This is a genomic window from Symmachiella macrocystis, assembly GCF_007860075.1.
In the GTDB taxonomy this organism is placed as follows: Bacteria; Planctomycetota; Planctomycetia; order Planctomycetales; family Planctomycetaceae; genus Symmachiella; species Symmachiella macrocystis.
In genome coordinates, this window is the sequence record NZ_SJPP01000001.1 from 1,865,872 (window position 1) to 1,891,188 (window position 25,317).

Sequence of the window (25,317 nt, forward strand, 5' to 3'; positions counted from 1 at the left end):
CAATCTGTGGGGGAACGCCGATCTTAGACCCTGAAAATTGGCGTGTCAACGAAATGCCAACGATCCTACGCGTGGATCTCACAGGTTGGAGCCAACCGCCCAAAAAGCCCACACAGCCGGATTCTTGGTGCGCCGCACGTGACGGTAAAGTTTACGTAAACCGCATACGTCCGCTTCACCGCCCCTCAGCTCTGGGTTTCGCCAGGGGAGACGTCCTCCATCGACTGCCCCTCAGCCAACCGCAATAATAGCGGTAACAACACCAAATTGCCGATCAACCCGCCCAGCATGGCCACGCTGACCAGCACCCCAAAATAGATCAGCGGAATAAAGTGTGACAACGTCAGCACGCTGAAACCGAGAATCAAGGCGATATTGGCGAAGACCAAAGCTTTACCGACCCCTTGATGCGTGGCACGCAGAGCGGCATTCACATCCAGCCCCCGGGCCTGAGCACGGCGAAAGCCGGCGATGTAATGCACGCTGGAATCCACCGTCAGCCCCATAGAAACGCTGGCGATCATGGCGGTTGCGATATTGATTGGCACGCCGACCCACCCCATCAGTCCGATGACGATGATGATCGGAAACACGTTGGGGACCAAGCAAATCAGGCCGATTTTGAGACTGCGAAAAGCAATCGTCATCATGGTCGTGATGCCGATGGCTGCCAGTACGAAACTGGTAATTTGATCGCTCAGCAGACTTTCAATCAAAAACGTCAACAGCACAAATAGTCCGGTCGTATTGGCTTCGCCGAATTCGGCGGCGGTGATTTCTGTGACTTGATCAATCGCTTGAAGTTTGGCATCGGATTGCTGGCGTTCTCTTGCGCGGAGCATGATCCGCATGCGGCCCTGCTCGGGGTTGTAGAGCGTCGTTTCGAATTCCGGTTGGAAACTTTGCATGATTTTGCGTTTGCGCTCCAACGAAACGGAGACAAAAAACGCGCTGTCCGGCAATACATCGAATCCGTCGGGCAGCGACAGCACTTTGGTCAACATCGGCCTGGGGAGTTCGGATTCAGTTTCAGATTCACCTTGCGGCTCGTTGAGCGCGTTGAGTTGATCGGCCACATCGCGCACGCGGTCCAAGAACTCCTCATCAAGCTCCTCATCCGCAGGGGGAGCGGGGAAATTGACTTCCCAGGTTCCCGAGCCGCCCAGATTGTTTTCCACAAAGTTCAAATCGCGCACCACGACGCTGTCGTCGCGAAAGTTTTTCGAAAAATCGGTCTCGACCCGCAAACGCATAAAGCCCGCCAAGGCAAAGAGCGTCAACGCCAATGCGGCGAAGCCAAGTAGCCGCGGTCGGCGTTCAATGGCGTTGGTCACCTGCTCCAAACCGGCTCCCAGTCGTTTTTCAGCCGGTGCGTAATGCGGATCGGGGCTGAATGAGCCGATCAAAATCCCACCCGGTAACAACGTAGCTGCCGCAACTAAAACCAGCATCGCGCCCAAGGCCATCATGATGCCGAAACTTTGCACCGGTGTAATGTGGCTGGAGAGCAAAGCCGCGAAACCGATGGCGGTCGTGGCACAGGTCCAAAAAATCGCCGGTCCCAGGTCGATCAATGTTTCCCGCAACGCCTCGACTCGAGCCACATGCTTGCGCCGCTCGCGAAAGTGGACGGTGAGGTGAATACATGTCGCGACGCCGATGATCGTAATCAGCGATGTCAGCATCGAACTGACCATGCTCAATTGCATGCCGCTGAGAACTAAAATTGCCTTGGTCCAAATCAACGTGGCATGCACAATCAAAATCGGCAACGCGACCCAGCGTAGCGAACGAAAGAACACCAAGATCACGCCAATCAACAGCACCGACGACCACAGGCCGAGCGTTTCGCCATCCTCCTCGACGTAACGAAACATATCGTGCACCTGCACTGGTTCGCCGACGATATGCACGGGAAATTGGTAATCCTTGGCAACGTCGCGAATCGCGGCAATGGTTTCGGCCCGCGAACGTTGCGCTTTGTGCTCTGATTGCAGCCGTAAAATGATCGCCGTCGTTTGTTCATCCTCACCGATGAGCAAACCACGATACAAATCTAGGATTTCGTTCTCGTCGAGCAACGGAATATTGCCGACTTTTATCGACGTAGCCAAATCCTGGATGCTGATAACGTCCTGGATTTTTTCGAGTTCCTCAACAAAAAACTCCTGACGATCCAAGCCTTGGTCGGCCAACAAATCGGGATCGGAGTAGGCGAGGACGACAAATTCATCACCGCCAAAGAGTTTCTTGCTGTGTAGATAATCCAGTAGGTGCGGGTTGTCTTTGGCGTAGAGCGACTCGATCGATTGATCAAACGTCAGTTGAGAAGCGGGAACGATCCCACCGGCAACCGCCACACAGGCGTACAGGAACAGGGCAATACGATGGCGAATTAAAAAATCGACAAAGCGGGACAGCCTGGGCGAATCATTCGGCTCTGGTCTCGGCGCATCCGTGGCTGCCACAATGTTCTCCCCGCAAGATTAGACTGTCGGCTTTAGACTTTAGGGTTAGTCACTGGGGGGCGGCATCGATTGGGTAAACGATGGGCGATTCCGGGGTTGCCGGCTACTCCTACAGCCTATGGTCAAAAGCCAATGGCCTAATTCCCATCCCGTATCGCGTTCATCCCCACCGATCCACGTATTTCCAAACCCAGCACGCGCGAGTAGTATAGCATGCGGCGGCCTTTGACTCACTCAACCTGGACGGCAACGTGCAACGGATTTCCGACACAACTTGGCTGATCATAATCCTCGCCGCAGGAATCGGCTTGCGAATCGCCGTATTATGGGCGCAATTTGACCATCTGGCCGAGGACCGTGACGCCTATCGCGCGATTGCCCAGCATGTGGCGGCAGGTGAAGGTTACCTGCATCCCCAAACACAACAACCGACCGCCTACCGCCCACCGGCCTACACGCTGATCGTCGCAGCGATCTTAAAAACTGGGCTGAACGATGTGGGAATCGCTGCTCTGCATCTGGTCTTGGGAGCAGGAACCATACTGCTGAGCTATGCCACGGCCCGCCGCCTCGGTTTGTCTCGATTTAGCCTAGTTGCGGCGGCAATCACCGCTGTTGATCCTTTATTACTGCAATCCACCACGCTGGTCATGACCGAAACGCTGGCGGCATTTTTGCTGGCCTTCCTGTTTTGGACAATCGCTCCGAACCCCGATTCCACTCCGCCGACAAACGGTCGGTTGCTGAGCGTGGGATTAGTCTTCGGACTGAACGCGCTCTGCCGACCAACCATTTGGGCATTCGGAGCCCTGGCAGCTGCCTGGTGGATATTGCGGCGAGTCGGCCGACGAAATGTCGTCAATCCCCTGCCGATTTTTTTAGGGATCCTGCTCATCACCTCGCCGTGGGTAGTCAGAAACATCCTTGTTTTGGGCCGACCGATTCTGACCACGACACATGGGGGGTATACGCTACTACTGGGGAATAACCCGGTGTACTACCACGAAGTGGTCGGTGGAGATTGGAACGCCGTCTGGTCGGGTGAAAGCCTCAAGAATTGGCAAGACGGATTGGAACAGGAGATAGAAAAGCACGCCCCGCCAATCACGACGGAAATCGCGCGGGACCGCTGGATGAACGACCGCGCGCACGACAATATTGCCGCCGAGCCAGGATTTTTCTTACGGGCTTCTTTTTTGAGATTGGCGCGGGGACTGTGGGGCGTTGTTCCCCTTCAGGAACCAACGTCGATTTCGGGCCGCATCTTGAAATGGAGCGTCTGCGCATTTTATGTGATTGTCTTCGCCGGTATGATTGTGGGGCTCTGCTCTCTCAAAAAGAATCAATGGCCCGTTTGGATGCCCGCCGTGTTGTTGTTGGTCTCATTTACACTGGTCCACACGTGTTATTGGGCCAACATGCGGATGCGAACGCCGTTGATGCCGGTCATTGCGCTGTTCGTAGCGCAGGGATGTTGGGCGATTTGGCACTGGCGCGGTAGGTCTCTTAAAACGAAAGTCTAGCAACAAATCGCTAGCCTGTTTGGCCTGGGTTAAAGCGATTTCAGCAAAGGTCTTGCGCTGGAGATTGCTAGTAAAGATGGCGTGCGAGCCGTTATTGACACTTTCGCGGAACCGCTCTTATAATCCCGCCCCATTCCCAAACGCCGTGACGGACGGCGCGCGGGCAACCGCCCGGTTCCGGGCAACAGACTCCCTTCATCCTACTCTCTCACATCCTGTATTCCTGTCTGTTTTTTTAACGGTTTGCTCGACGGCATTTTTTTGCCGACCGTGTCCGATCATGGTTTCCCCATCTCTCGGGCAAGTGCGAGCAACTCCTAATCCAGCTCACCGAGAACGACCTGAAAGCTCATTTGTGAGCCGACCCGGCATCAAAACCCATTCCCGACTTTGGAAGCTATGTACGGCCTTTGCCGTATTGGCGTCGCTGGTGATTTATTTCGCACCGGCGGCGGCCGATGACACTGCGCCTGCGGAGTCCACAACTAAGTCGGATGCGATCCATATCAGTGCCGAGCATTCCCAGGACTGGCACGACGGCGATACCTTTACGTCGGTATTGCGCGGTCGCTGTCACATCACACAGGGCGGTACCGATATTGCCGCCAACGAAATGGTGCTCTGGATTACCAAGCAAGCCGATTCGGGCCGTGATCACGTGACGGCATTTTTGGACGGCGACGTCCGCGTGGAACAACCGGGACGCACGCTGACGGAGCGTTCGCTGCTGCTCGATCTAGTGACCGGCGGCGGAATGACGATCCATGTGCGACAACGGACCGAAGAAAAGCCGGCCACCGATGATGTCCTGTATCGCCGTGCTTGGCAACGTCGCACGCGGGGCACCTTGCCGCGCATTCGTCAGACACAGTTTCGTGCTCCAGGACCGGCAGACGATCCTCCCCCCGACGGCCCCAGCCTGCAACCGTTTCCCGAAACAGCAGACATCCCTCTCAATCCACCCACGAATGGCATCCGGCGATTTCAGATTTTTTCGCGCAGCCAAGTGCCGTTCAATGCTGTGACTCAACAATCAACCGACACGGTTCCGCCTGAAACAGTGACAATCATCACTGGGGGCGTGAACGTGCAAGTCGAAGGCGTCCGCGCACCCGATGGCACACTCGCCGGCCCGATCGACCTCTCGGCTGATCGCGTGGTGATGTGGAGACAAGGAGACGGAGCCTTCTCCGCCGTTGGTGAAGAATCCCCCGACCAGCCGCTCCGGTTTTATCTGGAAGGCAATGTGGTTGTCCGCCAAGGGGAGACTGTCATCAAATCCAAGCGGGGCTATTATGACGCACGCGCTAATCAAGCGTACATTATGGATGCCGAATTGCGGTCAAAAGTACCCAAAATCAAAAACGACGTGCGCGTCCGTGCCAGAGTGATCAGACAATTGGCCGAGCAATCCTTTCACGCACAAGGTGCTTGGATCACCACCAGTGAATTCGGCAAGCCGGGTTACCGCATCGAAGCGTCCGACATTTTTCTCGACCCGCGCCCCGCCAGTTGGTTCTTTGGTGGCGGCGAACCGGAATACAACCCGGAAACCGGTCTGATGGAACCCGAAATGCAACTGTGGGCCACGACGCTCAACAACACATTTCGTTTCGATGACCTGCCGTTGTTCTATTGGCCCAAACTCAGTTTTCCGGCCGAAGAACCCGACATTCCATTGCGCAGGCTGACATATCAAAGCGACAACATCTTCGGGTCTCAAATTTATACAGCCTGGGACGTCTTCATGTTGGCCGGTTGGGAACAGCCGGAAAACATGCGGCTGAATCTACTGCTGAATTATTTCACCGAGCGAGGTTTCTCCATCGGAACCGATTCGGTTTACAAGGGTGAGGATCTATTCAATATCGCCGGAACCTACAGCGGGAATTCGGATAGTTTTTACATCCACGACTCCGGACACGACAATCTAGGCCGCCGTCGTCGCGATTTAGATTTGGAAACCAAAGACCGCGGGCGGCTCCGTATGCGGCATCGTCACAACTTCCCCTACGACATCACCTTCTGGGGCGAAATCGGCTACCTCACCGACTACAACTTCCTGGAACAGTATTTCGAGGATGAATACGACAACGGTAAAGACAACGAGACCTATGGTTATGCCAAGCAGCATTTGGACAACTGGGCCTGGTCGGTGATTGCCCGCGGACGGGTGAACGATTTTTATACGCAAACCGAATGGTTGCCGCGGGCCGACCTCTACACGCTGTCCCAACCGCTCTTTGGCGGCGCGTTAACCTGGACGCAACATTCCTGGCTGGCCAACGCCAACCTGCGGACCGTGCAGGATCCCGGACCGGAGATTGATCCGCTGTTTAGTCCCTTGCCCTGGGATGTGGACGTCGGCGGAAACATCGCCTCGACCAAACATGAAATCAACGCCCCCTTTAATCTGGGGCCCGCGATCATCGTCCCCTACGCCTTGGGCGAAGTGACCTATTGGGAAGAAGACGCAAACGCCGAACAGACAACACGGCTGTACGGCAGCCTTGGTGTGCGGGGGAGCTTGATGTTCTCCAAATACATGCCCGATGTGCAAAGCGACATCTTTAACCTCAATGGACTCGCTCACAAGATGTTGTTCACGGCGGACTATTCGTATTCAGAATCGAACGTCGATTTGAACGATGTGCCGATTTACAACGAGTTCAACGACAACTCGCAAGAAGAATTCACCCGGCATATGATCACCACGACCTACGACGGCATGTTGCCGGCGACGGTTGACCCGCGGTTTTATGCGGTACGAACGGGAGCCGGACGATCCGTGACCGCTCCCTATCACGAATTGGTCGCTGATCAACAAGTGGCGCGGCTGGCATGGCGAAACCGCTGGCAAACGAAAGTTGGCCCGCTTGATCGTCCGCGGATTAAGGACTGGATGATCTTGGATTTCGAAACATCGTACTTCCCTGATCCGAATCGCGATAACTTTGGCGAAGACTTTGGCTTGTTCGGCGCGCGGTATCAATGGAACGTCGGCGCGCGGACCAGCTTGTACGCCGGCGCCGGTTGGGACACGTTCGAAGGAGGCCAGCAATTGTGGGACGCCGGCATACTCTCTAAGCGAACCGATCGCGGCAGCTTCTTTGCCGGAATTAGCCAAATCAAAAACTCCTCGGGGCTGGACAGCCAAATCGTCACGTTACGCGTCAATTACGAAATGAGCCCCAAATGGCGATCCACGGTCGGCACGGCGTACGATATTGGAGAAAACCAGGATCGTGGGCAATCAGTCACCGTGACCCGGCAGGGCAAGGACTTTAACCTCCGTGTCGGTGCCGCCTACAACCCCAGTAAAAACACCAGCAGCTTCGGTATTTCCGTCGAACCGCGATTCATTAACTTGAGATCGAATACATTCAGCGGCGATTCCTTCAGCGGCAGTGGCGGTACGCGATAATCCCGGTCGGCTGGAATGCCGTCGCTCCCCAAGTGAGTTCATTTGTGAAGCTCAAAGTCAAACCTTCGAACCGGACGCACCATCTGGAACGTACTATGCAATCGCGCGAAACTTACCATCGAACAGACGCCAGTCATTCCCTCCGTAGACAGAAACGCCCCGCCTGGCGACAGCATTTGGTGCTGACCGAACGGGGTGTTGTCGGGGGGATCCGCGGCGGCAGCGCCTTCTTTGTCCATTTCTTCGGCTGCAGCATCGTATTGGCGACAGGTTACGTCTTGGCTCTCAGCCTGATGCAATGGGTCGCCGTGGTCCTGTCGATGACGATTGTCTTGGCGGCGGAAATGTTCAATCAAGCGCTCCGCGCCATTGTGGTCGACCCTGAAGATGGCGGAATCGCACCCCAAGCGGCTAAGGCACTGGGCATCTCAACGGCTGCGGTCATGATGACCATCCTGGGCGGCCTGATCGTCGTGGGGATGATCTTCGCACAACGCGTCTCGCATTTCTGGGCGGAATAACGACACGGCCGCGACATAAGTAATATTGCAGGTTTTTTAGCCACAGATTGAACACGGATCCAACACAGATTCTGGCGGATTCGAACGTAAATCGCCTGTCGACTACGCGCGGTTGACACCAGGACCACGCTTCGATCTTCTTTGCGTTTGCTATCGACATCCAATGCAAACTCGCCTCTATGACTACGTTGGTCCCTCAGAAATTGGTGACGCAGCCACGTCTTCACCTTCCGGTGTATTGATTTGCAGTAAACCGGACATAGTCGAATGGTTGGCACAACATTCTGACGACACGGGAATCGATGGAACCATCGTAGGCACATTTGTAATTGACCGTAACGGATGCTTGCGTGTTGCGCCACGTCGATCCGAACACGTTGCTTGCGCTGCGGGTGGTCCTGTCCTATCCGCTGGAGAGATGACGTTCTCAGCCGATGGAGACGTCACGGAAGTCTCGAATCAGTCGACCGGATTTTGCCCCGAACCGGAATCTTGGCCGCACGTCGCCGCAGCGCTAGAATCTGTACCACTACCTCACCCCGGCGGTTTCACGACATCGATTGTGTTTCGTCTGTGCCCCGTCTGTCGCGAGAGAAATATAGTGAAAGACGGCTGGTTCACCTGCGATTTGTGCGGTGCCAGCCTGCCTAGACATTGGAATTTTTGAGTTTCGTATTGTCCACAAACCTATGACTCATTGGCGTGCAATTGCTCGTGCTCTTCGTCGTCTTCCGGACGCGTGTCGCGGCCGCGGCCGGCGGTTAGTTCGATACGGTCGACGAATTTGACATTCGCGCAATCGTCTAGCTCAGCCGTGTGACAGGCGGCGGGATCGCGAATCAGAAAACGAACCGGCCCTCCCTTCTCCACCGGCAATGGCGCGCCGGCATTTTTGTAGACAACGATCCCCTCCGCAGCGACGGCAGCCAAGGGAATGCTGGCGGCAAAGTCGTCGTGCGTGGCGTGTAGCGTGAGATAGGTCGCCGAGCCGGTTGGCTGGACGCGGTCCAAAATCGATTGCAATGTCACACCATCCCCCTGCCGCGTGGGGTGAAACCGACTCACATCAACAACCTGCGCAGCTTCCGGAAAGGCTTCGAAATCGGCAAATGAGAACTCCAACGGTTGCGAGACTTCACCGTCGATTTTTAACAATGCACCGGACATGACTCTTAAACCCTTCGACTCTGCTATAGCGCTGCTTGAACTAAGACTAACCGTGATCGCCTAACAACACCCCGGAAGTGACTAACAACAATTTCTCCCTCTCCCTCGGGGAGAGTGCCGGGGTGAGGGTTTCGGCACAACAAACGATTATCCATACCACCTAAGCCGTCATCCACCGTTGTGCAACGTCAGTTCACCCGGCCGGGCAAATTTAGTGCCGATCCGTTGAACCGCGTTATCGACCTGTTGCCCAACATCAAAGGTGCGTCGCGACACACCCTTCGCCCGCGGCATTTGAGGAAAGGTTCCGTTAACTGCGCTGTTCGTACTCCGTCAGATACCCCAGGAAGTCGCGGCGATGTTCTTCTTCGTCGGCCAATGAGGTGATGCACAGATCCTGTGTGACGTAATCTTCGCCGTCGCAGAGCTGGATCAATTTGTTGTACTGCTTGATGGCGCCATCTTCAGCGGCAATTACGCCTTTGATGACCGACATCACATCGGTGTGGTCGGATGTAGGTTGCAGAGTATCCTGCGAAGCGACAAATGCTTGGCTGCCGGGTACCTCGCCACCGATCGTTTTGATTCGCCGAGCCAACACTTGTGCGTGCCCTAATTCTTCTTGCACATCGGCGGCCAACGCCTTTTTGATTTCTTCCGCTCGTACGCCGTCGAGGTTGATCGAGTTTGCGATGTAGTTCATCACCGTCTCGATTTCCATCCAATAGGCGACTTTCAATTCTTCGATAATTTTTTTCCGTACGTCATCACTCATCGTGCTATCCTCTTCTGCATTGAACTTGAATCCAGCATGCTTGTTGTGCCCTCTATTGTAGAGGCCGCCGTCAGTTCGGCAACTGCGACGCCAACGTTCGCTTTGGAATGGAGAAATGTGACGGGGAATTTTGACCTCAATGCCGCCGAAAAAGGCGGCCGTCACGCCCTGGGGGGTGCAGAGCGAGGTCCCCAACATGCATGCAATGAATTCAGAATAATGGCCCAATTGATGCTGCTTTGGGCAGGCGTCACTTATCAAGAATTCATAATTTCCCGTCACATTGGTGCCTGTTTCGACCTTTTGACCAGAGCACTGCTGACATGGTAATATACGCCCCCAATGTTTTTGAAAATTAGGGCGTCGATGTACCTACGGCGCTCGTCCACACTTTTAGCGAAAAGGAATGACACCATGTCTCGCTACGTAACGCTCACACTCGCTCTTGCCGCCGTCAGTTTAGTCAGTGTCCGCGATGCCGATGCGCATTGCCAAGTTCCCTGCGGTATCTACGGCGATCAGACTCGCTTTGAACAGATGCTGGAAGACTTTCGCACGATTTCGAAAGCCATGACGCAGATCAATGAACTCTCCGAAAAGAGTGACGCCCAGTCCAAAAACCAACTGGTGCGTTGGATCAACACCAAGGAAGAACACGCTTCCAAAACACAGAAGGTCATGGCTGAGTACTTTTTTGCGCAGCGGATCAAGTCCGACAACGAGAACTACGTCAAGCAACTGAAGGCCGCCCACAACATCATCGTGACTGCGATGAAATGCAAACAAACCGTCGACCCGAAAGTCGCTAAGTCGCTGGAAAAGGCGATCTACGATTTCTATCGGGCCTATGAAGGCAAAGAGCCGGATTTTGAACACTAAGTCGCACGACGCCAATTTGGCAGTAGATTGACAATCAACGCACACCCCGTCTGCGACTTTGAGCAGGCGGGGTGTTTCCACTTCAAGAGCAGGGTGATTGCCCAAAGCGATTGGCCCGACCACGCGGAGAATTCATGCGGGTGCGTCCCCTCAGAGATTTTGGAAGCCGCGCAGCGCGACGCGAAAACTGCGATCCCCATCCTAGGAGTCAGAATGATACTGCCCTACCAACAGAGACTGCCCCGTGTTCAAAGCTGGGTGTTGTGCGGTTTGCTTCTCGTACTGCCGCACTCCTTGTCGGCTGAGGAACTCCCGCCGTTCGACACGACCCAAGTTTGGGTCGAGATGCCGCCCAATCGCCCCGTGATCGATCGGGGACCGGCCGGCGCCTGGGATCATTATGCGGTCGACAATCCCTTCGTATTGGTCGAAGACGGAACGTATTACTGTTTCTTCGAGGCGCAGGACAAACCGTTCAACCAAGGGGGACATGAGCGGATGGGCTTGGCAACCTCTGCCGACGGGATCACTTGGAAAAAGTGGGCGCAAAACCCAATTCTCGACATCGGTCCGCCCGGAGCGTGGGACCATGTGGTCGCCAAATTACCGACGGTCACAAAACACAAGGATCGCTATTATCTCTTTTACTCCGGCCGTGACGGAAAGACCAAACAGATTGGTATAGCGACATCAACCGACCTAAAAACATGGACGAAGCATCCCGAAAACCCCGTCTTGCAGAGCCGCCCCGGCGAATGGGATACGCTGTTGAGTACCCATCCCTCACCGATCTTTGAACGCGACGGCCACTACTACCTGTTGTTTCGCGGCATGAATCAAAAGACTCGTCAGCAAGGATTAAACGTCGCCGTCTCGACGGACATGGTGCATTGGAAACGCATACAAAATGAACCAGTGATCCCCACGATAGAGGAAACCGGTTCACTCGCGGTGGCCGATCTGGGAGGACATTACCTCGGCCTGTCCCAAGCAGCCGGCCGACCTTATTGGCAATCTAACGACCTACTGACCTGGAAGAAGTCCGGCGCTGCTGAGTTCACCGGCAAAAAAGTCGATACAGTCTCCAATCCATTCGTCAGCAATGGTAAGTGGACTATCGTCTACGAACAACAAGACCGCATCTACCGCGCGGTGCTCCAACCGCGGTAAGGCAAACACACTGATGACCTCCCGTTGGTTTTATTTCACGGAGACCATACCGATGAATGCAAAATCCACAGCCCGTATTGCCGTACGCACCTTGGTAGCAACTGCATGTCTGGTGCCGCTACTCATTAGCCCGACACGCGGCCAAGACGACATCGCCGATGTTCCCTCAGAAAAATACCAGTTGAAAGACTCTGCGCTGGAGTACCACGTGATTGGCGGCGGGGGCGAAACCTCTCCCGCGAAGGGGTATAAAGTACTCATCGTCCTGCCGGGTGGAGATGGCAGTGCTGACTTCCTGCCGTTTGTGAAAAGAATCTACCAGCACGCGTTGAGTGATGAGTATCTGGTGGTTCAGTTGGTCGCCCATCCTTGGAAGCGCAATCAAAAAATCATTTGGCCCACCCAAAAAAACAGCGTGCCCGGCATGAAACTCTCCACCGAGGAATTTCTTGCTGCTGCCCTGGATGAGGTGGCTGAGCGGGTGAAAGTCGATAAGCGGCACGTGTATGCCTTGGGATGGTCATCGGGCGGCCCTGCCGTCTATGCCGCGGCACTGGATAAGAAAACGCCGCTCACCGGCGCTTTCGTGGCGATGAGTGTTTTCAAACCTCGATTTCTCCCCCCGCTGGATCTCGCCAAAGGCCGCGACTTTTATTTGTGGCACTCGCCCGACGATCGGGTTTGCCCCTATCGCATGGCCCGCGACGCAGAAGAACAACTCCGAGAGAATGGGGCCGACGTCAAGCTGGAGACCTACCCCGGCGGCCACGGCTGGCGGGGCAATGTGTTCGGCGCTCTGCGCGGAGGGGTGTATTGGTTGGAAGAGCAAACGCAACAGCGCCCACAGAAGTGAGACCGTTTAATTTTCTCAACTCACCTTATCACTCTTTAATCAACCAGATCTCGGCGACTTGCGCTCCGCGACCTGTGATACGTTGCCAGGTCAGATCAAGTACCCCATCCTGCGTTGCTTCGCGGGGAATCACAAATTCCAGTGGGGTAACCTCCGGGAGCTTGCCGTCATCCGTCGCCGTAGCCACGGCGGCACTGTCGCTGTAACCGGCAGTGAAACGGCCTCCCTTCAACGTGTGACCGTAGGGACCGTGGATTTCATATTTGTCGTCGGCGACGAGGCGGATGGTCGCGCTGTAGCGTCCGAGATAGGTCACGCGAATGCGATAGTTGGCAGTCGGATCGAGCTTTTCGTAATGCATTGTCAAAGGGGCGGCGAACAGAGCTTCCTCGACGTCTAGCCAGGAGAGCCTGTGATGTTCGGCGTTGTACATAGCATGCGCTTCGCGGGGAGTCGTCACGCCTCCTGGATCGTCCCACAAGGATTTAGGTTTTAAAAGATGCGGCTGTTTCCACGTGCAACCCAGGTCGTCGTAGAATCCGCCCGGACCGGCATCTTCCCAATCGGTGATGCGTGCGAGACGTGCGAGGCGAACATCCCCCTGTCCCGGTTCCTCAGGCATGGTCGCTGTGAACCGGCCCGCGAGAATCGCATCGAGTTCGTCCTCGATCCACAGTTTGTCGTTGAGGGGCGTATCGAGAAAGTCCAGCACCGCCCCCCGTTCCGCGCTCATTGCCTGGTAAGTTTTGACGTCTAATTGCGCGCCGATACTGTCAAAAAGTTGTTTGCCCAGTTCGACAATCCGTGTTCTGAGCGCGTCGGTCGTCGCATCTTGGTCCGGCTCGGCCAAGACCACGCGTGCATTTTTGATCGCCTGCTCAACGCCGATCTGCGGAGCCTTTTGCAATGCGGCAAGGGCCCGCGCCTCGCTCTCGTTCGCCTTGATCAGCCGCAGTCGCGTGTATTGGTCATAGTAGGCCCGCAATAGGCACTCCTGAAAACGCCAGTTGCCCAGCAATGCGTCGTCCGCATTATCTTCCAGGGATTTCCAAAGGGCGAAGGTTTTTTCAACGCCGGCATTCTCAGCCAGCGAACCGGAAAAATTCTCTTCCAACATGAACAGACCATCCCGCACCTGTTCGGCGATATCCCAACCGAAAAAGAAGCGGGCATACTCAAGCATAATATCATTCACGTCGCGATCCGGGTTCCAGCCCAAAGCCGTCCAGGTGAATTTGTTGATGTCATCGCCAACACCGTCGGAATAGGTCACAAAACCGTCGGCGTATTCATCAAACAGGTTGTGAATACGGGCATGCCCCTTTGGCCGGGGGGCAAATGGCTCGCGACCGAGCGTCTGTGCCAGGGCGCGGTCCCAGCCCGGCACCGGGTATTGCGCACGCAGGCAATGACCAATGTCCGCATAGCGGCGGATCGGGTAACGCGACGGCACCCGTGCGCGTTGTTCGTCAAGCAGAATCCGCGACCACGCGCCGTAGACCACCCCCGTCACCCACTCCGGTTGCTGTTGTTGTAGGTAATCGAAAAACCAATTATTCAATTCGGGTCCGAACCCTTGATTGGAAACCCACACACCAAGTCCGGGATGGATTTTGCGTGCCTGCTCGGCAAACCGACCCGTCCACTGGAACATCAAGTCGGGACGCCGGTGAGAACTCCCGCCGTCGCCGCCGGTGAGATAGATATGGTCCAAGTGCGGAATCACACGGAGTCGCTCCAATTGCGATTCAATCGCAGCCAACTCTTCGGCTTCAGTTTTCCCCTCGCCGCCGATCGCCGACCCAAACAGCCAGAAATCGAAACCGTAATCCTGGCAAATCCGCGACCACGCCACGGCCATCTCCGTGCCGGTCAATTTGGCATGCGGACCGTCAAGCCCCTTGAGCGAAAATGATGTCGTTTCGAACGCATTGGCGCCAAACACCGCCAATTCTCGCATGTATTGTTCATAAGTCTCAGCCGTCCAAGCGTCATAACAATGGGCAAGGGCGCGAAATCCGATTTGGTGTCCGCGATGAGGGTAGCGCGGTGCGGTCGCGATCCGGTAGTCGGCGGGGAACTCTATGGTTGCGGGCTTTAACTTCAACTGCAACATAAACCGCCCCACAGCAAACAGCACGCCTGGTTCGTCATACCCGGCCAGTACCACGATGGGACTCGTGCCTTGTTTGTCGACGGCAATGGCAAAACCTTCCGCCTGCTGGGGAACTTTCATTGAGGCAACGAACTCTCGCAATTCCACGGGAGCTTTGTCGGCGCGACAAAGCAAGATGACCGGCGTCTTGCTTTTGCCAAGTGACATGCCATGAGCCAGTTCAATTCCGGTCCGCTTGGCGACTTCTTCGGTGAGCACGCGCCGCGCCGTATTAATGACAGTGCCGTCGTCAGGCGTGACGATCTCTGCTTTCGAGAGATCAATCCAATCCGCCGCGAGCGCGTGGCCGGCAGAAATGGTGGTCAGCAGGACAACAGAAATCAACGTAAGAATAGACCGCATGCAGAACATGACCGCCCCTTCCGATGAAATGCGAATACAACCTATAGAAGTGAGGTTGCTCGATGGGGTGAATGGCAATGGGAGTTACGTGCCACTGCAAACTATCCCAACCGAGGCCGTATAGCAACGGTATCGCTAGTCTTTAAGAAGGGGAGCTGGCCGGCAGGCTGTCAGACGCTTTTCAACATGTCGGTCAAATAATCCAACACGCCGCGGGCATCGACCTCCATCACGACGTCGATGTTTGTCTGCCATTGCTCGGTCGCGCGGCGGTCGAAGACGGTCATGCCGCGGGTCAATTCACCGCGAGTCTCGACATCGATGACCATGCGCTGCGTCTCGAAAAACCGCGGGTGCGTGATGAATGCTAGAGCGGCCAATTCGCGGAGTTGAATCCCCTCCAAGCCCAAGTGCTCATGGTGCGACCGCAGGTAGTAGGAGAGCGTTTCGTGTAAAAACGCTTGCTCCGCAGATTCCGATTCCAGGCCCAACCGGTTGAATTCCTCAAACGTCATCACGACTTGGTTACTGACGTCCAGCGGGACGATGGTTTTGGTGGCGGGGCTGTTGAGAACGTTTCGCGCAGCGGTGGGGTCGTAGAACATGTTGAACTCGGCAGCCGCGTTCGCGTCACCACCGACGGCCACTGATCCGCCGAGACAGACGAGGTCGCCCAACAAACTCAAAAAGTCGGGGCAACGTTCGCAGGCGACTTCGATATTGGTCAGCGGACCTAATGTCAGCAGTGTGCACTCATTGGGACTAGCCCGCACGAGATCAGTCATCAATTTGGCCGATTCATGCCGATGGTGCAGGTCGGCGACTTCAATTTGGCGGTCACCCAGGCCGGACGGGCCATGCAGTTTGGCGATTTCGCTAATCGCTTGTGACTTGTCGGCGGTCGGTTTGGCCCCGCTTTCGGCGGCGGTTCCCATACGGGGCCGCTTGTCGGGGTCGATTTGTTCCACAATGGTTTGCAGATTGCGGGTGGCAACGTCGGCCGGGACGCAACCCGCTGTAGCGGTGAGGGCGACGACATCAAGTTCGGGGTCGCACAAAGCCGCAATGACAGCTAGGGCATCGCCAATTCCTGGGTCGACGTCTATGATCAACTTTCGAGGCAAGAGTGGACTCCTGGGTTGCGCTCGCTCGTAACACTTTTTGTGGCAGAACGTTGCGCATTCTATGCCTCGCCCGGAATTTGGTCAATTGCGAATGCGCGTACCGCGCAAAACGATATCACCGCAGCAGCAACTCGGCCTGAGTCGCGATTTTTGTTATGGTGTATTGAGGAATCAAATGCCGCCCATCACTGGCGCAACTTCGCGCGATGGCCGATCGATTTGTTAGGGGTTTGGATTTTTCGATGAGCCATCTTCCATGAGCAATTTCACCGACGCGATTTTAAAACTCTTGCAGCGCCAAGACCTTTCGGCCCAGGAAATGCGGGACTGTGTGGGCGGCATTATGGACGGCCAATGGACGGCCGCCGAGATCGCCGCACTGCTGACAGCCTTGCGGATGAAGGGCGAAGCTGTGGGTGAAATCGTCGGCGCGGCTCAAGCGATGCAGGAACGCGCCGTATCGGTTCCCAGCGACAAGACGGGATTGCTGGACACGTGCGGGACCGGGGGCGACAAATTACACACCTTCAATATCAGCACGGCGACGGCGATCGTCTCTGCGGCACTGGGGATCCCGGTTGCCAAGCACGGCAATCGCAGTGTGTCCAGTTCGAGCGGATCGGCGGACGTGTTAGAGGCCTTGGGCGTTAAAGTCGACGTTCCCGTGGCGACCGTCACAGAATGCCTGGATGAAATCGGCATCGGGTTTTGCTTCGCACCATTGATGCACGGAGCCATGAAACATGCCGCACCAATCCGCCGAACCTTGGGGTTTCCGACGATTTTCAATCTGCTGGGACCGCTGACCAATCCGGCCCGTGCTGAATTTCAACTGCTGGGGGCCAGTCGCAACGCGACCGCTGAGATCCTGGCGGCAGCTGTTGCCGAACTAAAGCGCTCGCGGGCCTTGGTGGTTTGTGGCAATGACGAATTGGACGAAGTCAGCCTGTGGGGCACCACCTTGGCCTGGGAAGTGCGCGGTACAGAGATTTCGCAGCATGAATGGTCAGCCGCATCGTTTGGTGTAGACGAATGTTCAGCGGCCGACCTACGTGTGGAATCGGCCGAGGAGAGTGCTCAGGTCATTCAGGAGATTTTCTCCGCAGAACCTGGGCCGCACCGCGATGTGGTGGTTGCCAACGCCGCCGCGGCATTGTTGGCCGTCGGCAGAACCGAGGATCCCATGGAAGCCGCCACAACAGCAGCAGAGGCGATTGACTCCCGCGCTGCGGAGTTGGTTTTGGCGAAACTGGTCGCCATGACCAATGCGAATTGACGTCCAAAAGTTGAGTCTCGTGGCGGGAATTCTATAATTCCAGGTACAGAGCGAGCATCAAGCCAGGAATAGGGCGAACAGTGCCACCAGCCAAGCCGATCGGCAACGAACACGGGTATTCCCGGAAATGAGAAGCGGCGCATGTGACTTGCAGCGGGACCTTCACGTCATATAATTCAAGGTGAACGACTTTTTCCTTAGTTGTGAGTCGGAAACAGCGAGACGGTTTTCAGATTTGACAGTTGGCGGCTTCCCCACGAGCCAAACTTGCGGGGAAGTGATGATAAATCGGAGTTTGTGATGCGTGAATGGTTTCGGAATATCTGGGTGGCGGTTTCAACCGTAGTCAGCGGGATGTGGGTTACGATGCGCACCATGCGTAAAACCTACGGCCGTCGAGCCTTTACGCAAGTTTACGAATACCCCGAAGTCCCGGTTCCCGTCAAAGCGCGATACCGCGGATTTCACCGCTTCGACCTGACAACCTGCATCGGCTGCGACAAATGCGCCGCTGCTTGTCCGGTGGATTGCATTTACATTGATAAAGTCAAAAGCCCCGTCGGCAAAGGTTTTCGGATCGACGGTTATACGATCGACTACACGAAATGCATGTTTTGTGCATTGTGTGTCGAACCTTGCCCGGTCGATTGTATCTTCATGGGGTCTAACCACGACTTGAGCAGTTACGGCCGCGACGGTTGCGTTGTGGATTATGCCAAGTTGCCATTGGAAGTGGCGTGGGGACAAACTACGCTGAATCCCACGGCCGTGGCGGAATCCAAAGTGCTCTCCGAACCGGTCTGGGTCAAAGGCGAACCGAGTCCGTTTGAACCGGCGGAATCATAGTCATTTGCGGGATACGCGTACTAACTTTCTTTCAAAACCCACTCGACGGAATCGCGACACAAAAATAACGATGGCTTTCAGGTTTTGAAGCTCATCTCTAAAACCGCTGCCTGTAACCAGCATGTTGGTCGTAGGACGACCCGCATGTCGGTCACAGCAGCCTATTTCATACAATTGGCCTCACCATGGATTCCACAACATTCGATGGGAAGCTCTTCACGGTGGAAGAGGCCCGCAAGACCTTGCCGTTAGTTCGCGCGATCGTCGGTGACATCGTACGCCAGGCGAAGGATGTTCGAGAGCGCCAAGAGCGTTTGAAGCGTCTGCATCATTCGCAGGTCAAACGGTCGCAAGAGAGCGACGCCGACAATCCTTATCGTGAGGAAGTCGAGCAGATCGAACAAGAACTGCGCCGCGATGAAGAAAAGTTGCAGGAGTACGTCGACGAACTGCTGGAACTCGGCGTTGAATTCAAAGATTTTGAACGCGGTCTAGTCGATTTCCCGCACGCGATGGACGGCCGGGTGGTTTACCTGTGCTGGCATCTGGGCGAAGAGGAACTCGCGTACTGGCACGAAGTGGACGCCGGATTCTCGGGGCGTCACTCACTTCTGGAAGACTCGCTGACGAGCGAGAAGCCGCTGGATACACAGGACGCGAGTGAATGAGGCATTCGCTCGAGTTTATCAAGCTATAAGAAATAACGATTCGGTAACGGTGCACCGACTCCCTGGATACCTAATAAGGCAATCGCAAGACAATGACGGATTTGGTCGGACACTTTTTGATGTTCACGCTGGTCGGCGTGATTTTTCTTCTAGCTCCGTTGCTCATCGGCCTTTTGGTTCGCCCCAATAAGCCGACAGATGAAAAAATCTCCGTCTACGAGTGCGGCGAACCGACCATCGGCACCAGTTATATTCAGTTCGACCTACGATTTTACGTGGTCGCATTGCTGTTTATTATCTTCGACGTCGAAGTCGCCTTCTTCTTTCCTTGGGCCATGATCTTCGGCGGCTCCATGCAGTTGGCCGATGCACAACTCGATCACCGCGCCGAACTGAGCGCCAAACTGCTCAACCAACCCGCAACTGCCGCGACGCACGAAATTTCGCGGCAAACCGCCATGGACATCGGCTTGCTGGGCGTTGGAGACATTCTCGTGTTCTTCTCCGTGTTGCTCGTCGGTTTTGCCTACGTCTGGAAACGGGGCGACTTGGATTGGGTCCGGGCCGTGGCACAAGAAATCCAAGAAAAGGCCAAGCAGGACGGTCCGCCGGTTCCCGCGCCACTCCCCATCGAGCAACGTGAACCCGCTCCTGTTGCGTAGTCCCGCGCGTCTCGTTTGTCTTTGCGAATTCCCTTCCTGATCAGGCAACCCGCCACGATGAATGCCACAGAAATTCATAAGCAACTTGTTGAGAAATTCGGCGACAAAATCATCGCCGTCGACGCCGACGCTCTCGACCCCTGGATTGAAGTCGCCCCCGACGCGATTGTGGAAGTCAGCACATATTTACGAGACGCAAGCGAACTGCGATTCGACGGGCTGAACAATCTGAGTGGCGTGGACTACTTTGAACCGGACGAAAAGAAGGCAGCGAAGTTCGAACACGAGCCGCACCTAGAAGTCGTCTACCATCTATACAGTTACACGCACAAGCATTTTTTGACGGTCAAAGTCAAACTCCCCCGTTGGCAAAACGACCAGCAAGGACAATTGCCGGAAGTGCCCTCGGTGACCGGCGTGTGGGGCATCGCCGATTGGCACGAACGAGAAACCTACGACCTGATGGGTATCCACTTCAGTGGACACCCGAACTTGCGGCGAATTCTCTGCCCGGAAGATTGGGTCGGTCATGCGTTACGCAAAGATTACGACTTTCCGCTCGAGTACCACGGCGTTCGCAACTAATCCTCGCCAGCGGCTGGGCGGGAGCCTCGCTCTTACCAAGACCACATACGAACTCCGTGAGCAACTGCCGGCGGCACGGTTTAAATTCAAACGACAACACAGCACCGCGAGACCGCGATGAGCATTCAAGTAGAAGATCCCCGGGTCATTGAGTTTGACGTCCGTACTGACGAGATGTTGGTCAATATGGGGCCGCAACACCCCAGTACCCACGGCGTGTTGCGATTGTTATTGCGGACCGACGGTGAAGTCGTGCACGAAGTCACGCCGCACATCGGCTACCTGCATCGCTGCGCGGAGAAAATCGGCGAGAACCTGTCTCCCCCGCAATGGATTCCCTACACCGACCGGATGGACTATCTGGCCGGCATGAATATGAACCTGGGATTTGCGCTGGCGACCGAAAAACTCATCGGCATGGAAGTTCCTGAAAAAGCGATGACCCTGCGGGTGATGATTGCTGAATTGGGGCGCATCGCCAGCCACCTGGTCGGCATGGGCGCCTACGGCTTAGACCTGGGAAGTTTCAGCCCGTTTCTTTACGCGTTCCGCGAACGCGAGATCATTCTCGATTTGTTCGAAGAAGTCTGCGGTGCGCGGCTGACCTATAGCTACATCACCGTCGGCGGCGCCACGCATGACCTGCCGGCATCGATCAACATTCCGCCCGGACTGGCTTCGTTGACCGGCCGTGATCCGCACGAACATGTCTCCTGGATGGAGGCGACCGAAATGTTCCTGGATTGGTTGGAGCCGCGGATCCTCGAGTACCACACGCTGCTGACTGAAAACTCCATCTTCATCAAACGGACCGCTTCCATCGGCGAACTGTCGCGTGAAGACGCCATCAGCTACGGCTGTACCGGTCCGGTACTGCGGGGTAGTGGTGTTGATCACGATCTGCGTCGCGACGGCGAAAGCATCTACACCCGCATGTACGAAGGTTACGAGTACGAGATCCCGGTTGCCCCCTTTGCAAAGGCGCCGCCCGAAGCGGTCCTGGGCGACAACTGGTGCCGTTTTTACGTGCGGATGATGGAAGTCGTGCAATCGATCGGCCTGGTTCGCCAAGCAATCGCTAAATACCCCACAGCTGCCGGTGAGTACCGCGTGCCGTTTAAGTTGAACACCAAACTCCCCTCGGCCGAATGCTACTTGGAAACCGAATGCCCCCGCGGCCAGATGGGATTTCATCTCGTCGGCGACGGCAAAGCGGCACCACTTCGCGCACGGGCCAAAAGCTCTTGCTTCTGCAATCTGTCCGTGACCGCCGACCTCTGCCGCGGCTGCCTGCTAGCCGACATCCCATCGATTGTGGGTTCGTTGGACGTCGTGATGGGTGAGATCGACCGCTGAGTCGCACCTGCTGTCGCGCACTTTCTTGGCAATAATTTCTAAGTCGCAGTCAAACCCGGCAATCTGGCCAAGCTGCGCGGCAGCATTCGCCGTGTTTGACGGACTGCGCCTTGTCTAGGCTTCGAGCGGGCGCATCTATTCGCTATACTTTGCGGCGGATGTGGATTATCGATCTGCAGGCGATTCCGCCATTTTGGATAGAAGCGCGACCGCGAGAGATGTTGGGGACTGCCCTCAGTCTGATCGGTTCGTGTTGCTTGTCGCGGCGTGATTCATTAAACCACATCCACGCGGCTATTTTCCGTACATTGGTCGTTCCGCGCGGCGCGCAGTTTGATGCGCGTCGGCATCATAAAACGAAGACGAGACGGCGAAATTCATGGCTAAACAAAAAACCCTCCACGAAAAATTGACCGAACTGACCAGCAATTTGTGGTGGTCCTGGCAACCCGAAGTGGGCGAAATCTTTCGCAGCATCGACCCGATCCGTTGGTCAAAACTGGCACACAATCCTGTCATCTTGTTGCAGGAGTTTCCGCCCGAAAAGCTGGAACGCCGCGCGATGGAAATGGGCCTGAACACCAGGATTAACTGGGCGTACCGGCGTTGGGTACGTTATATGGAATCAACCGATGCCTGGGGTGCACGGCACGCCGGCGTGTTGGGACAACGGCCGGCCGCCTATTTCTCGGCCGAGTTCGGCCTGCATGAATCGCTGCCGATTTATTCCGGCGGACTTGGTGTGCTTTCAGGCGATCACCTGAAAAGCGCCTCCGACTTGGGTGTGCCGCTGGTCGGCGTGGGGCTGTTCTACGACGAAGGTTATTTCAACCAATACATCGACGATAACGGCTGGCAACAGGAATCGTATACCGAACTCAACGTTGACGATCTACCGGTCCGACCGGCACTTGATCCCGAAGGAAAACCGGTGGTGATTTCCGTCGCCACCCGCGGTGGAGATATCCATGCCCGTGTCTGGCGCGTGGATGTCGGCCGCGTCAAACTGTTTTTGCTCGATGCTGACATCGAACAAAACAAAGACGAAGATCGCCAATTGACCGCCCGTTTGTACGGCGGCGACCAACGCACGCGGATTCGTCAGGAAATCATGTTGGGCATCGGCGGCGTGCGCGCTCTGGAAGCGATCGGCATTCAGCCGGGCATGTTCCACATGAACGAAGGACACTCGGCGTTCGCGGGCTTGGAAGTCATTCGTCGACGGATCACCGAAGACGAACTCGGTTTTGACGAGGCGCTGCGGGAGACGGCTGCCATGTGCGTCTTCACTACGCACACTCCGGTTCCTGCCGGCCATGATCGCTTCGACGCGGACTTGGTCGAAGAACACCTCGGCCCGTTGCGTGACGAATTGGGACTCAGCCACGATGCTCTGTTGGGCTTGGGTCGCGTCGAACCGCAAAACATGCACGAGTCGTTCTGCATGACCGTCTTGGCATTCAAACTCAGCCGGCAGGCCAACGCGGTTTCCAGTTTGCACGGCGTTGTCAGTCGGCGCATGTGGGCGAATTTGTGGCCTTGGCGGAGTGAAGAAGAAATTCCGATCGGACATATCACCAATGGCGTGCATGTGCCGACATGGCTGGCGGGACAAATGCGGTTGCTTTACGACCGCGTGTTGCCGGATCATTGGTATTTGAACTCCGGGCAACCGGAGGTCTGGGCCGATTTTGAGTCGGTTTCGCCGGGCGAATTGTGGGAAACCCACCAATTGCTGAAAACCCGCTTGATCGATTATTCGCGGCGAAAGCTGATCGCCCAAGCGGAGCGGCGCAAAGAGTCGCCGGAGCAAATCGAGAAAATGCGAACCTCGTTGGATCCACAGATCCTCACGATTGGATTCGCGCGGCGGTTCGCACCGTATAAACGATCCGATTTGTTTATGCGGGACTTGGACCTATTGGCCGATCTGATCGGCGACGAAGAGCGGCCCATTCAATTCATCTTTGCCGGCAAGGCTCACCCAGCTGACGACAACGGTAAAGCCATCGTACAGCGGATTCACCAGTTGTCCCAGGATGAGCGTTTCCGCGGGCGGGTGGTGCTGCTGGAAAACTATGACATCAATCTCGGCCGGCACTTGGTGCAAGGGGTCGACGTCTGGCTCAACAACCCGCGGCGTCCGTTGGAAGCCTCGGGAACCAGCGGCCAAAAAGTGGTCCTCAACGGCGGGTTGAACTGCTCGATCTTGGACGGTTGGTGGGCTGAGGCCTACGATGGCAGCAACGGCTTCGCCATCGGCACAGGACGTACGCACGTGAATCAAGAGATTCAGGATCAACGCGATGCCGACAGCCTGATGAAGGTACTGACCGAAGAGGTCGTGCCGCTGTATTACCGCCGCGACGTCGACGATTTGCCGCAAGAGTGGATCAAGCGCATGAAGCGCGCCGTGCGAACCTTAGGCTGGCGATTCAACGCCGACCGCATGGTGATGGACTACGTGCTGCAAACCTACATCGGCGCAAGCGGCGGTTTGTCGTGCGATATGGACCTCCATTAGCGAGCAGCGCGCTAGTCGGTAACATCGCAAACATAGGGCTCGCCGCTGAGTCGGCGGGCCCTTAAAGTCCGGCGCGCCGGTTTGTGGTTGTATGCGTTCCTCCGGAGTCAAAACGACAGATGAACGTCGGTTGGGTTATCGATGCAGGGCTCTTTGATCATTATCGTGACCAATTGATTGCCGATATTCGCGCACAAGGTCACGAAGTACAGCTGATTAATGATCCAAAGGCTGGTTACAGCTGGGATGACGAAGGCTGTTCGTATCGTGAGGTCTTTCCTAAAAATGCATGCGCCGTTGTCCACGGTGACATTGAAATCGTGTCACGAATTTCACGCGAACGACGTTGGAAGCCAGGGGTGTTCGCAAACTTCGAAAACTTTGCATGCTCCTCATACTATTGCCATTTTGGGGAACACCTCCTCAACAATGACTACATAATGCTGCCATTCGGTGAACTCCGGCGGTGCCGTGAATTCTTGTTCGACACACTGGGATGCGACGATAAGATTTTCATTCGTCCTGATTCCCCGTTAAAGCTGTTCACTGGCCAAATTGCCTCAACAAGTACCTTCGATGCCGACTTGGAGTTGATGGGCTTTTATGATGTTCCTGCCAATGCCGTCGTTGTCGTCAGCTCGCCAAAATCAATCGTCGCTGAGTGGCGTTTCGTCATTGCAGACCAAGCCATCGTTGCGAGTTCAGAATATATTGATTCTGAAAAGTTTGCTCCCAAAGCGGCGAAAGACCCGAAAGCCTTGGAGTTAGCAGAAATCATCGCCTTATCAGCGTATCAACCAGAGCGTGTCTGGGTGGCTGATATTTGCAGAACGGACCAAGGTGCGTATCGGTTGTTGGAAATCGGCGTGTTCAATTGCGCTGACCTGTACGCATGCGACACAGCCGCTATCGTTAAAGCAGTTTCAGAGGTTGCACTCGATACTTGGCGTCAACAAGTATGAAACCTCTGTCCAGCGA

At 55.6% G+C, this 25,317-nt stretch carries 19 protein-coding genes; 14 read left to right on the forward strand and 5 right to left on the reverse strand.

Annotation, left to right across the window (positions count from 1 at the left end; genetic code table 11):
* Positions 1-185 precede the first annotated feature (185 nt).
* Positions 186-2,468 (reverse strand): efflux RND transporter permease subunit, encoded by a 2,283-nt coding sequence (locus CA54_RS07230; RefSeq protein WP_146370137.1) that lies wholly within the window; start codon positions 2,466-2,468, stop codon positions 186-188.
* Between the two features lie 251 nt (positions 2,469-2,719).
* Between CA54_RS07230 and CA54_RS07235 the strand changes: the two genes are divergently transcribed.
* The 3 genes from CA54_RS07235 (at position 2,720) to CA54_RS07245 (ending at position 7,936) form a co-directional block, all read left to right on the forward strand.
* Positions 2,720-3,991: an ArnT family glycosyltransferase gene (locus CA54_RS07235; protein ID WP_197532265.1), complete on the forward strand. Its 1,272-nt coding sequence runs from the start codon at positions 2,720-2,722 to the stop codon at positions 3,989-3,991.
* Positions 3,992-4,346: 355 nt separating this feature from the next.
* Positions 4,347-7,415 (forward strand): hypothetical protein, encoded by a 3,069-nt coding sequence (locus tag CA54_RS07240; RefSeq protein ID WP_146370139.1) that lies wholly within the window; start codon positions 4,347-4,349, stop codon positions 7,413-7,415.
* A 95-nt stretch (positions 7,416-7,510) separates the two neighbouring features.
* Positions 7,511-7,936 carry a diacylglycerol kinase gene (locus tag CA54_RS07245; RefSeq protein ID WP_146370140.1) on the forward strand — a complete coding sequence of 142 codons (426 nt, stop codon included), beginning with the start codon at positions 7,511-7,513 and terminating at the stop codon, positions 7,934-7,936.
* Positions 7,937-8,623: 687 nt separating this feature from the next.
* On the opposite strand, the gene CA54_RS07255 is transcribed toward CA54_RS07245, so the two are convergent.
* Both CA54_RS07255 and CA54_RS07260 read right to left on the reverse strand, forming a co-directional pair.
* Positions 8,624-9,103: a molybdopterin-dependent oxidoreductase gene (locus CA54_RS07255; RefSeq protein ID WP_146370141.1), complete on the reverse strand. Its 480-nt coding sequence runs from the start codon at positions 9,101-9,103 to the stop codon at positions 8,624-8,626.
* Positions 9,104-9,413: 310 nt separating this feature from the next.
* Complete coding sequence (locus tag CA54_RS07260) at positions 9,414-9,878, reverse strand: ferritin-like domain-containing protein (protein WP_146370142.1); 465 nt, start codon at positions 9,876-9,878, stop codon at positions 9,414-9,416.
* A gap of 414 nt (positions 9,879-10,292) precedes the next feature.
* Here CA54_RS07260 and CA54_RS07265 point away from each other — a divergent pair, with 414 nt between their 5' ends.
* The 3 genes from CA54_RS07265 to CA54_RS07275 all read left to right on the forward strand — a co-directional run bounded on the left by CA54_RS07265 (position 10,293) and on the right by CA54_RS07275 (position 12,780).
* Positions 10,293-10,757 (forward strand): superoxide dismutase [Ni], encoded by a 465-nt coding sequence (locus CA54_RS07265; protein ID WP_146370143.1) that lies wholly within the window; start codon positions 10,293-10,295, stop codon positions 10,755-10,757.
* Between the two features lie 213 nt (positions 10,758-10,970).
* Positions 10,971-11,927 carry a glycoside hydrolase family 130 protein gene (locus CA54_RS07270; protein ID WP_146370144.1) on the forward strand — a complete coding sequence of 319 codons (957 nt, stop codon included), beginning with the start codon at positions 10,971-10,973 and terminating at the stop codon, positions 11,925-11,927.
* 52 nt (positions 11,928-11,979) lie between these two features.
* Positions 11,980-12,780: an alpha/beta hydrolase gene (locus CA54_RS07275; protein WP_146370145.1), complete on the forward strand. Its 801-nt coding sequence runs from the start codon at positions 11,980-11,982 to the stop codon at positions 12,778-12,780.
* 28 nt (positions 12,781-12,808) lie between these two features.
* Here CA54_RS07275 and CA54_RS07280 read toward each other — a convergent pair whose 3' ends face one another.
* On the reverse strand, positions 12,809-15,298 hold the full coding sequence (locus tag CA54_RS07280; RefSeq protein WP_146370146.1) for a hypothetical protein: 2,490 nt from the start codon (positions 15,296-15,298) through the stop codon (positions 12,809-12,811).
* Positions 15,299-15,468: 170 nt separating this feature from the next.
* Positions 15,469-16,422, reverse strand: a complete 954-nt coding sequence (locus tag CA54_RS07285) for a nucleoside hydrolase (RefSeq protein ID WP_197532266.1) — start codon at positions 16,420-16,422, stop codon at positions 15,469-15,471.
* Between the two features lie 256 nt (positions 16,423-16,678).
* Between CA54_RS07285 and trpD the strand changes: the two genes are divergently transcribed.
* From trpD to CA54_RS07325, 8 genes are all read left to right on the forward strand, one after another.
* Positions 16,679-17,698, forward strand: coding sequence for an anthranilate phosphoribosyltransferase (gene trpD / locus CA54_RS07290; protein ID WP_146370148.1), 1,020 nt, complete (start codon positions 16,679-16,681; stop codon positions 17,696-17,698).
* A gap of 300 nt (positions 17,699-17,998) precedes the next feature.
* Positions 17,999-18,544 carry a NuoI/complex I 23 kDa subunit family protein gene (locus CA54_RS07295; RefSeq protein WP_146370149.1) on the forward strand — a complete coding sequence of 182 codons (546 nt, stop codon included), beginning with the start codon at positions 17,999-18,001 and terminating at the stop codon, positions 18,542-18,544.
* 221 nt (positions 18,545-18,765) lie between these two features.
* Complete coding sequence (locus CA54_RS07300; protein ID WP_231962993.1) at positions 18,766-19,212, forward strand: DUF2203 domain-containing protein; 447 nt, start codon at positions 18,766-18,768, stop codon at positions 19,210-19,212.
* Between the two features lie 92 nt (positions 19,213-19,304).
* The gene (locus tag CA54_RS07305) at positions 19,305-19,874 is read left to right on the forward strand and encodes an NADH-quinone oxidoreductase subunit A (RefSeq protein WP_146370151.1); all 570 of its coding nucleotides are present in this window, start codon (positions 19,305-19,307) and stop codon (positions 19,872-19,874) included.
* A gap of 57 nt (positions 19,875-19,931) precedes the next feature.
* Positions 19,932-20,459: an NADH-quinone oxidoreductase subunit C gene (locus tag CA54_RS07310; RefSeq protein WP_146370152.1), complete on the forward strand. Its 528-nt coding sequence runs from the start codon at positions 19,932-19,934 to the stop codon at positions 20,457-20,459.
* Between the two features lie 117 nt (positions 20,460-20,576).
* The gene (locus tag CA54_RS07315; RefSeq protein ID WP_146370153.1) at positions 20,577-21,815 is read left to right on the forward strand and encodes an NADH-quinone oxidoreductase subunit D; all 1,239 of its coding nucleotides are present in this window, start codon (positions 20,577-20,579) and stop codon (positions 21,813-21,815) included.
* A gap of 379 nt (positions 21,816-22,194) precedes the next feature.
* Entirely contained in the window at positions 22,195-24,339 is a 2,145-nt protein-coding gene (glgP, locus tag CA54_RS07320) for an alpha-glucan family phosphorylase (RefSeq protein WP_146370154.1), read from the forward strand.
* Positions 24,340-24,458: 119 nt separating this feature from the next.
* Positions 24,459-25,301 (forward strand): ATP-grasp domain-containing protein, encoded by an 843-nt coding sequence (locus CA54_RS07325; RefSeq protein WP_146370155.1) that lies wholly within the window; start codon positions 24,459-24,461, stop codon positions 25,299-25,301.
* Positions 25,302-25,317: the final 16 nt, after the last annotated feature.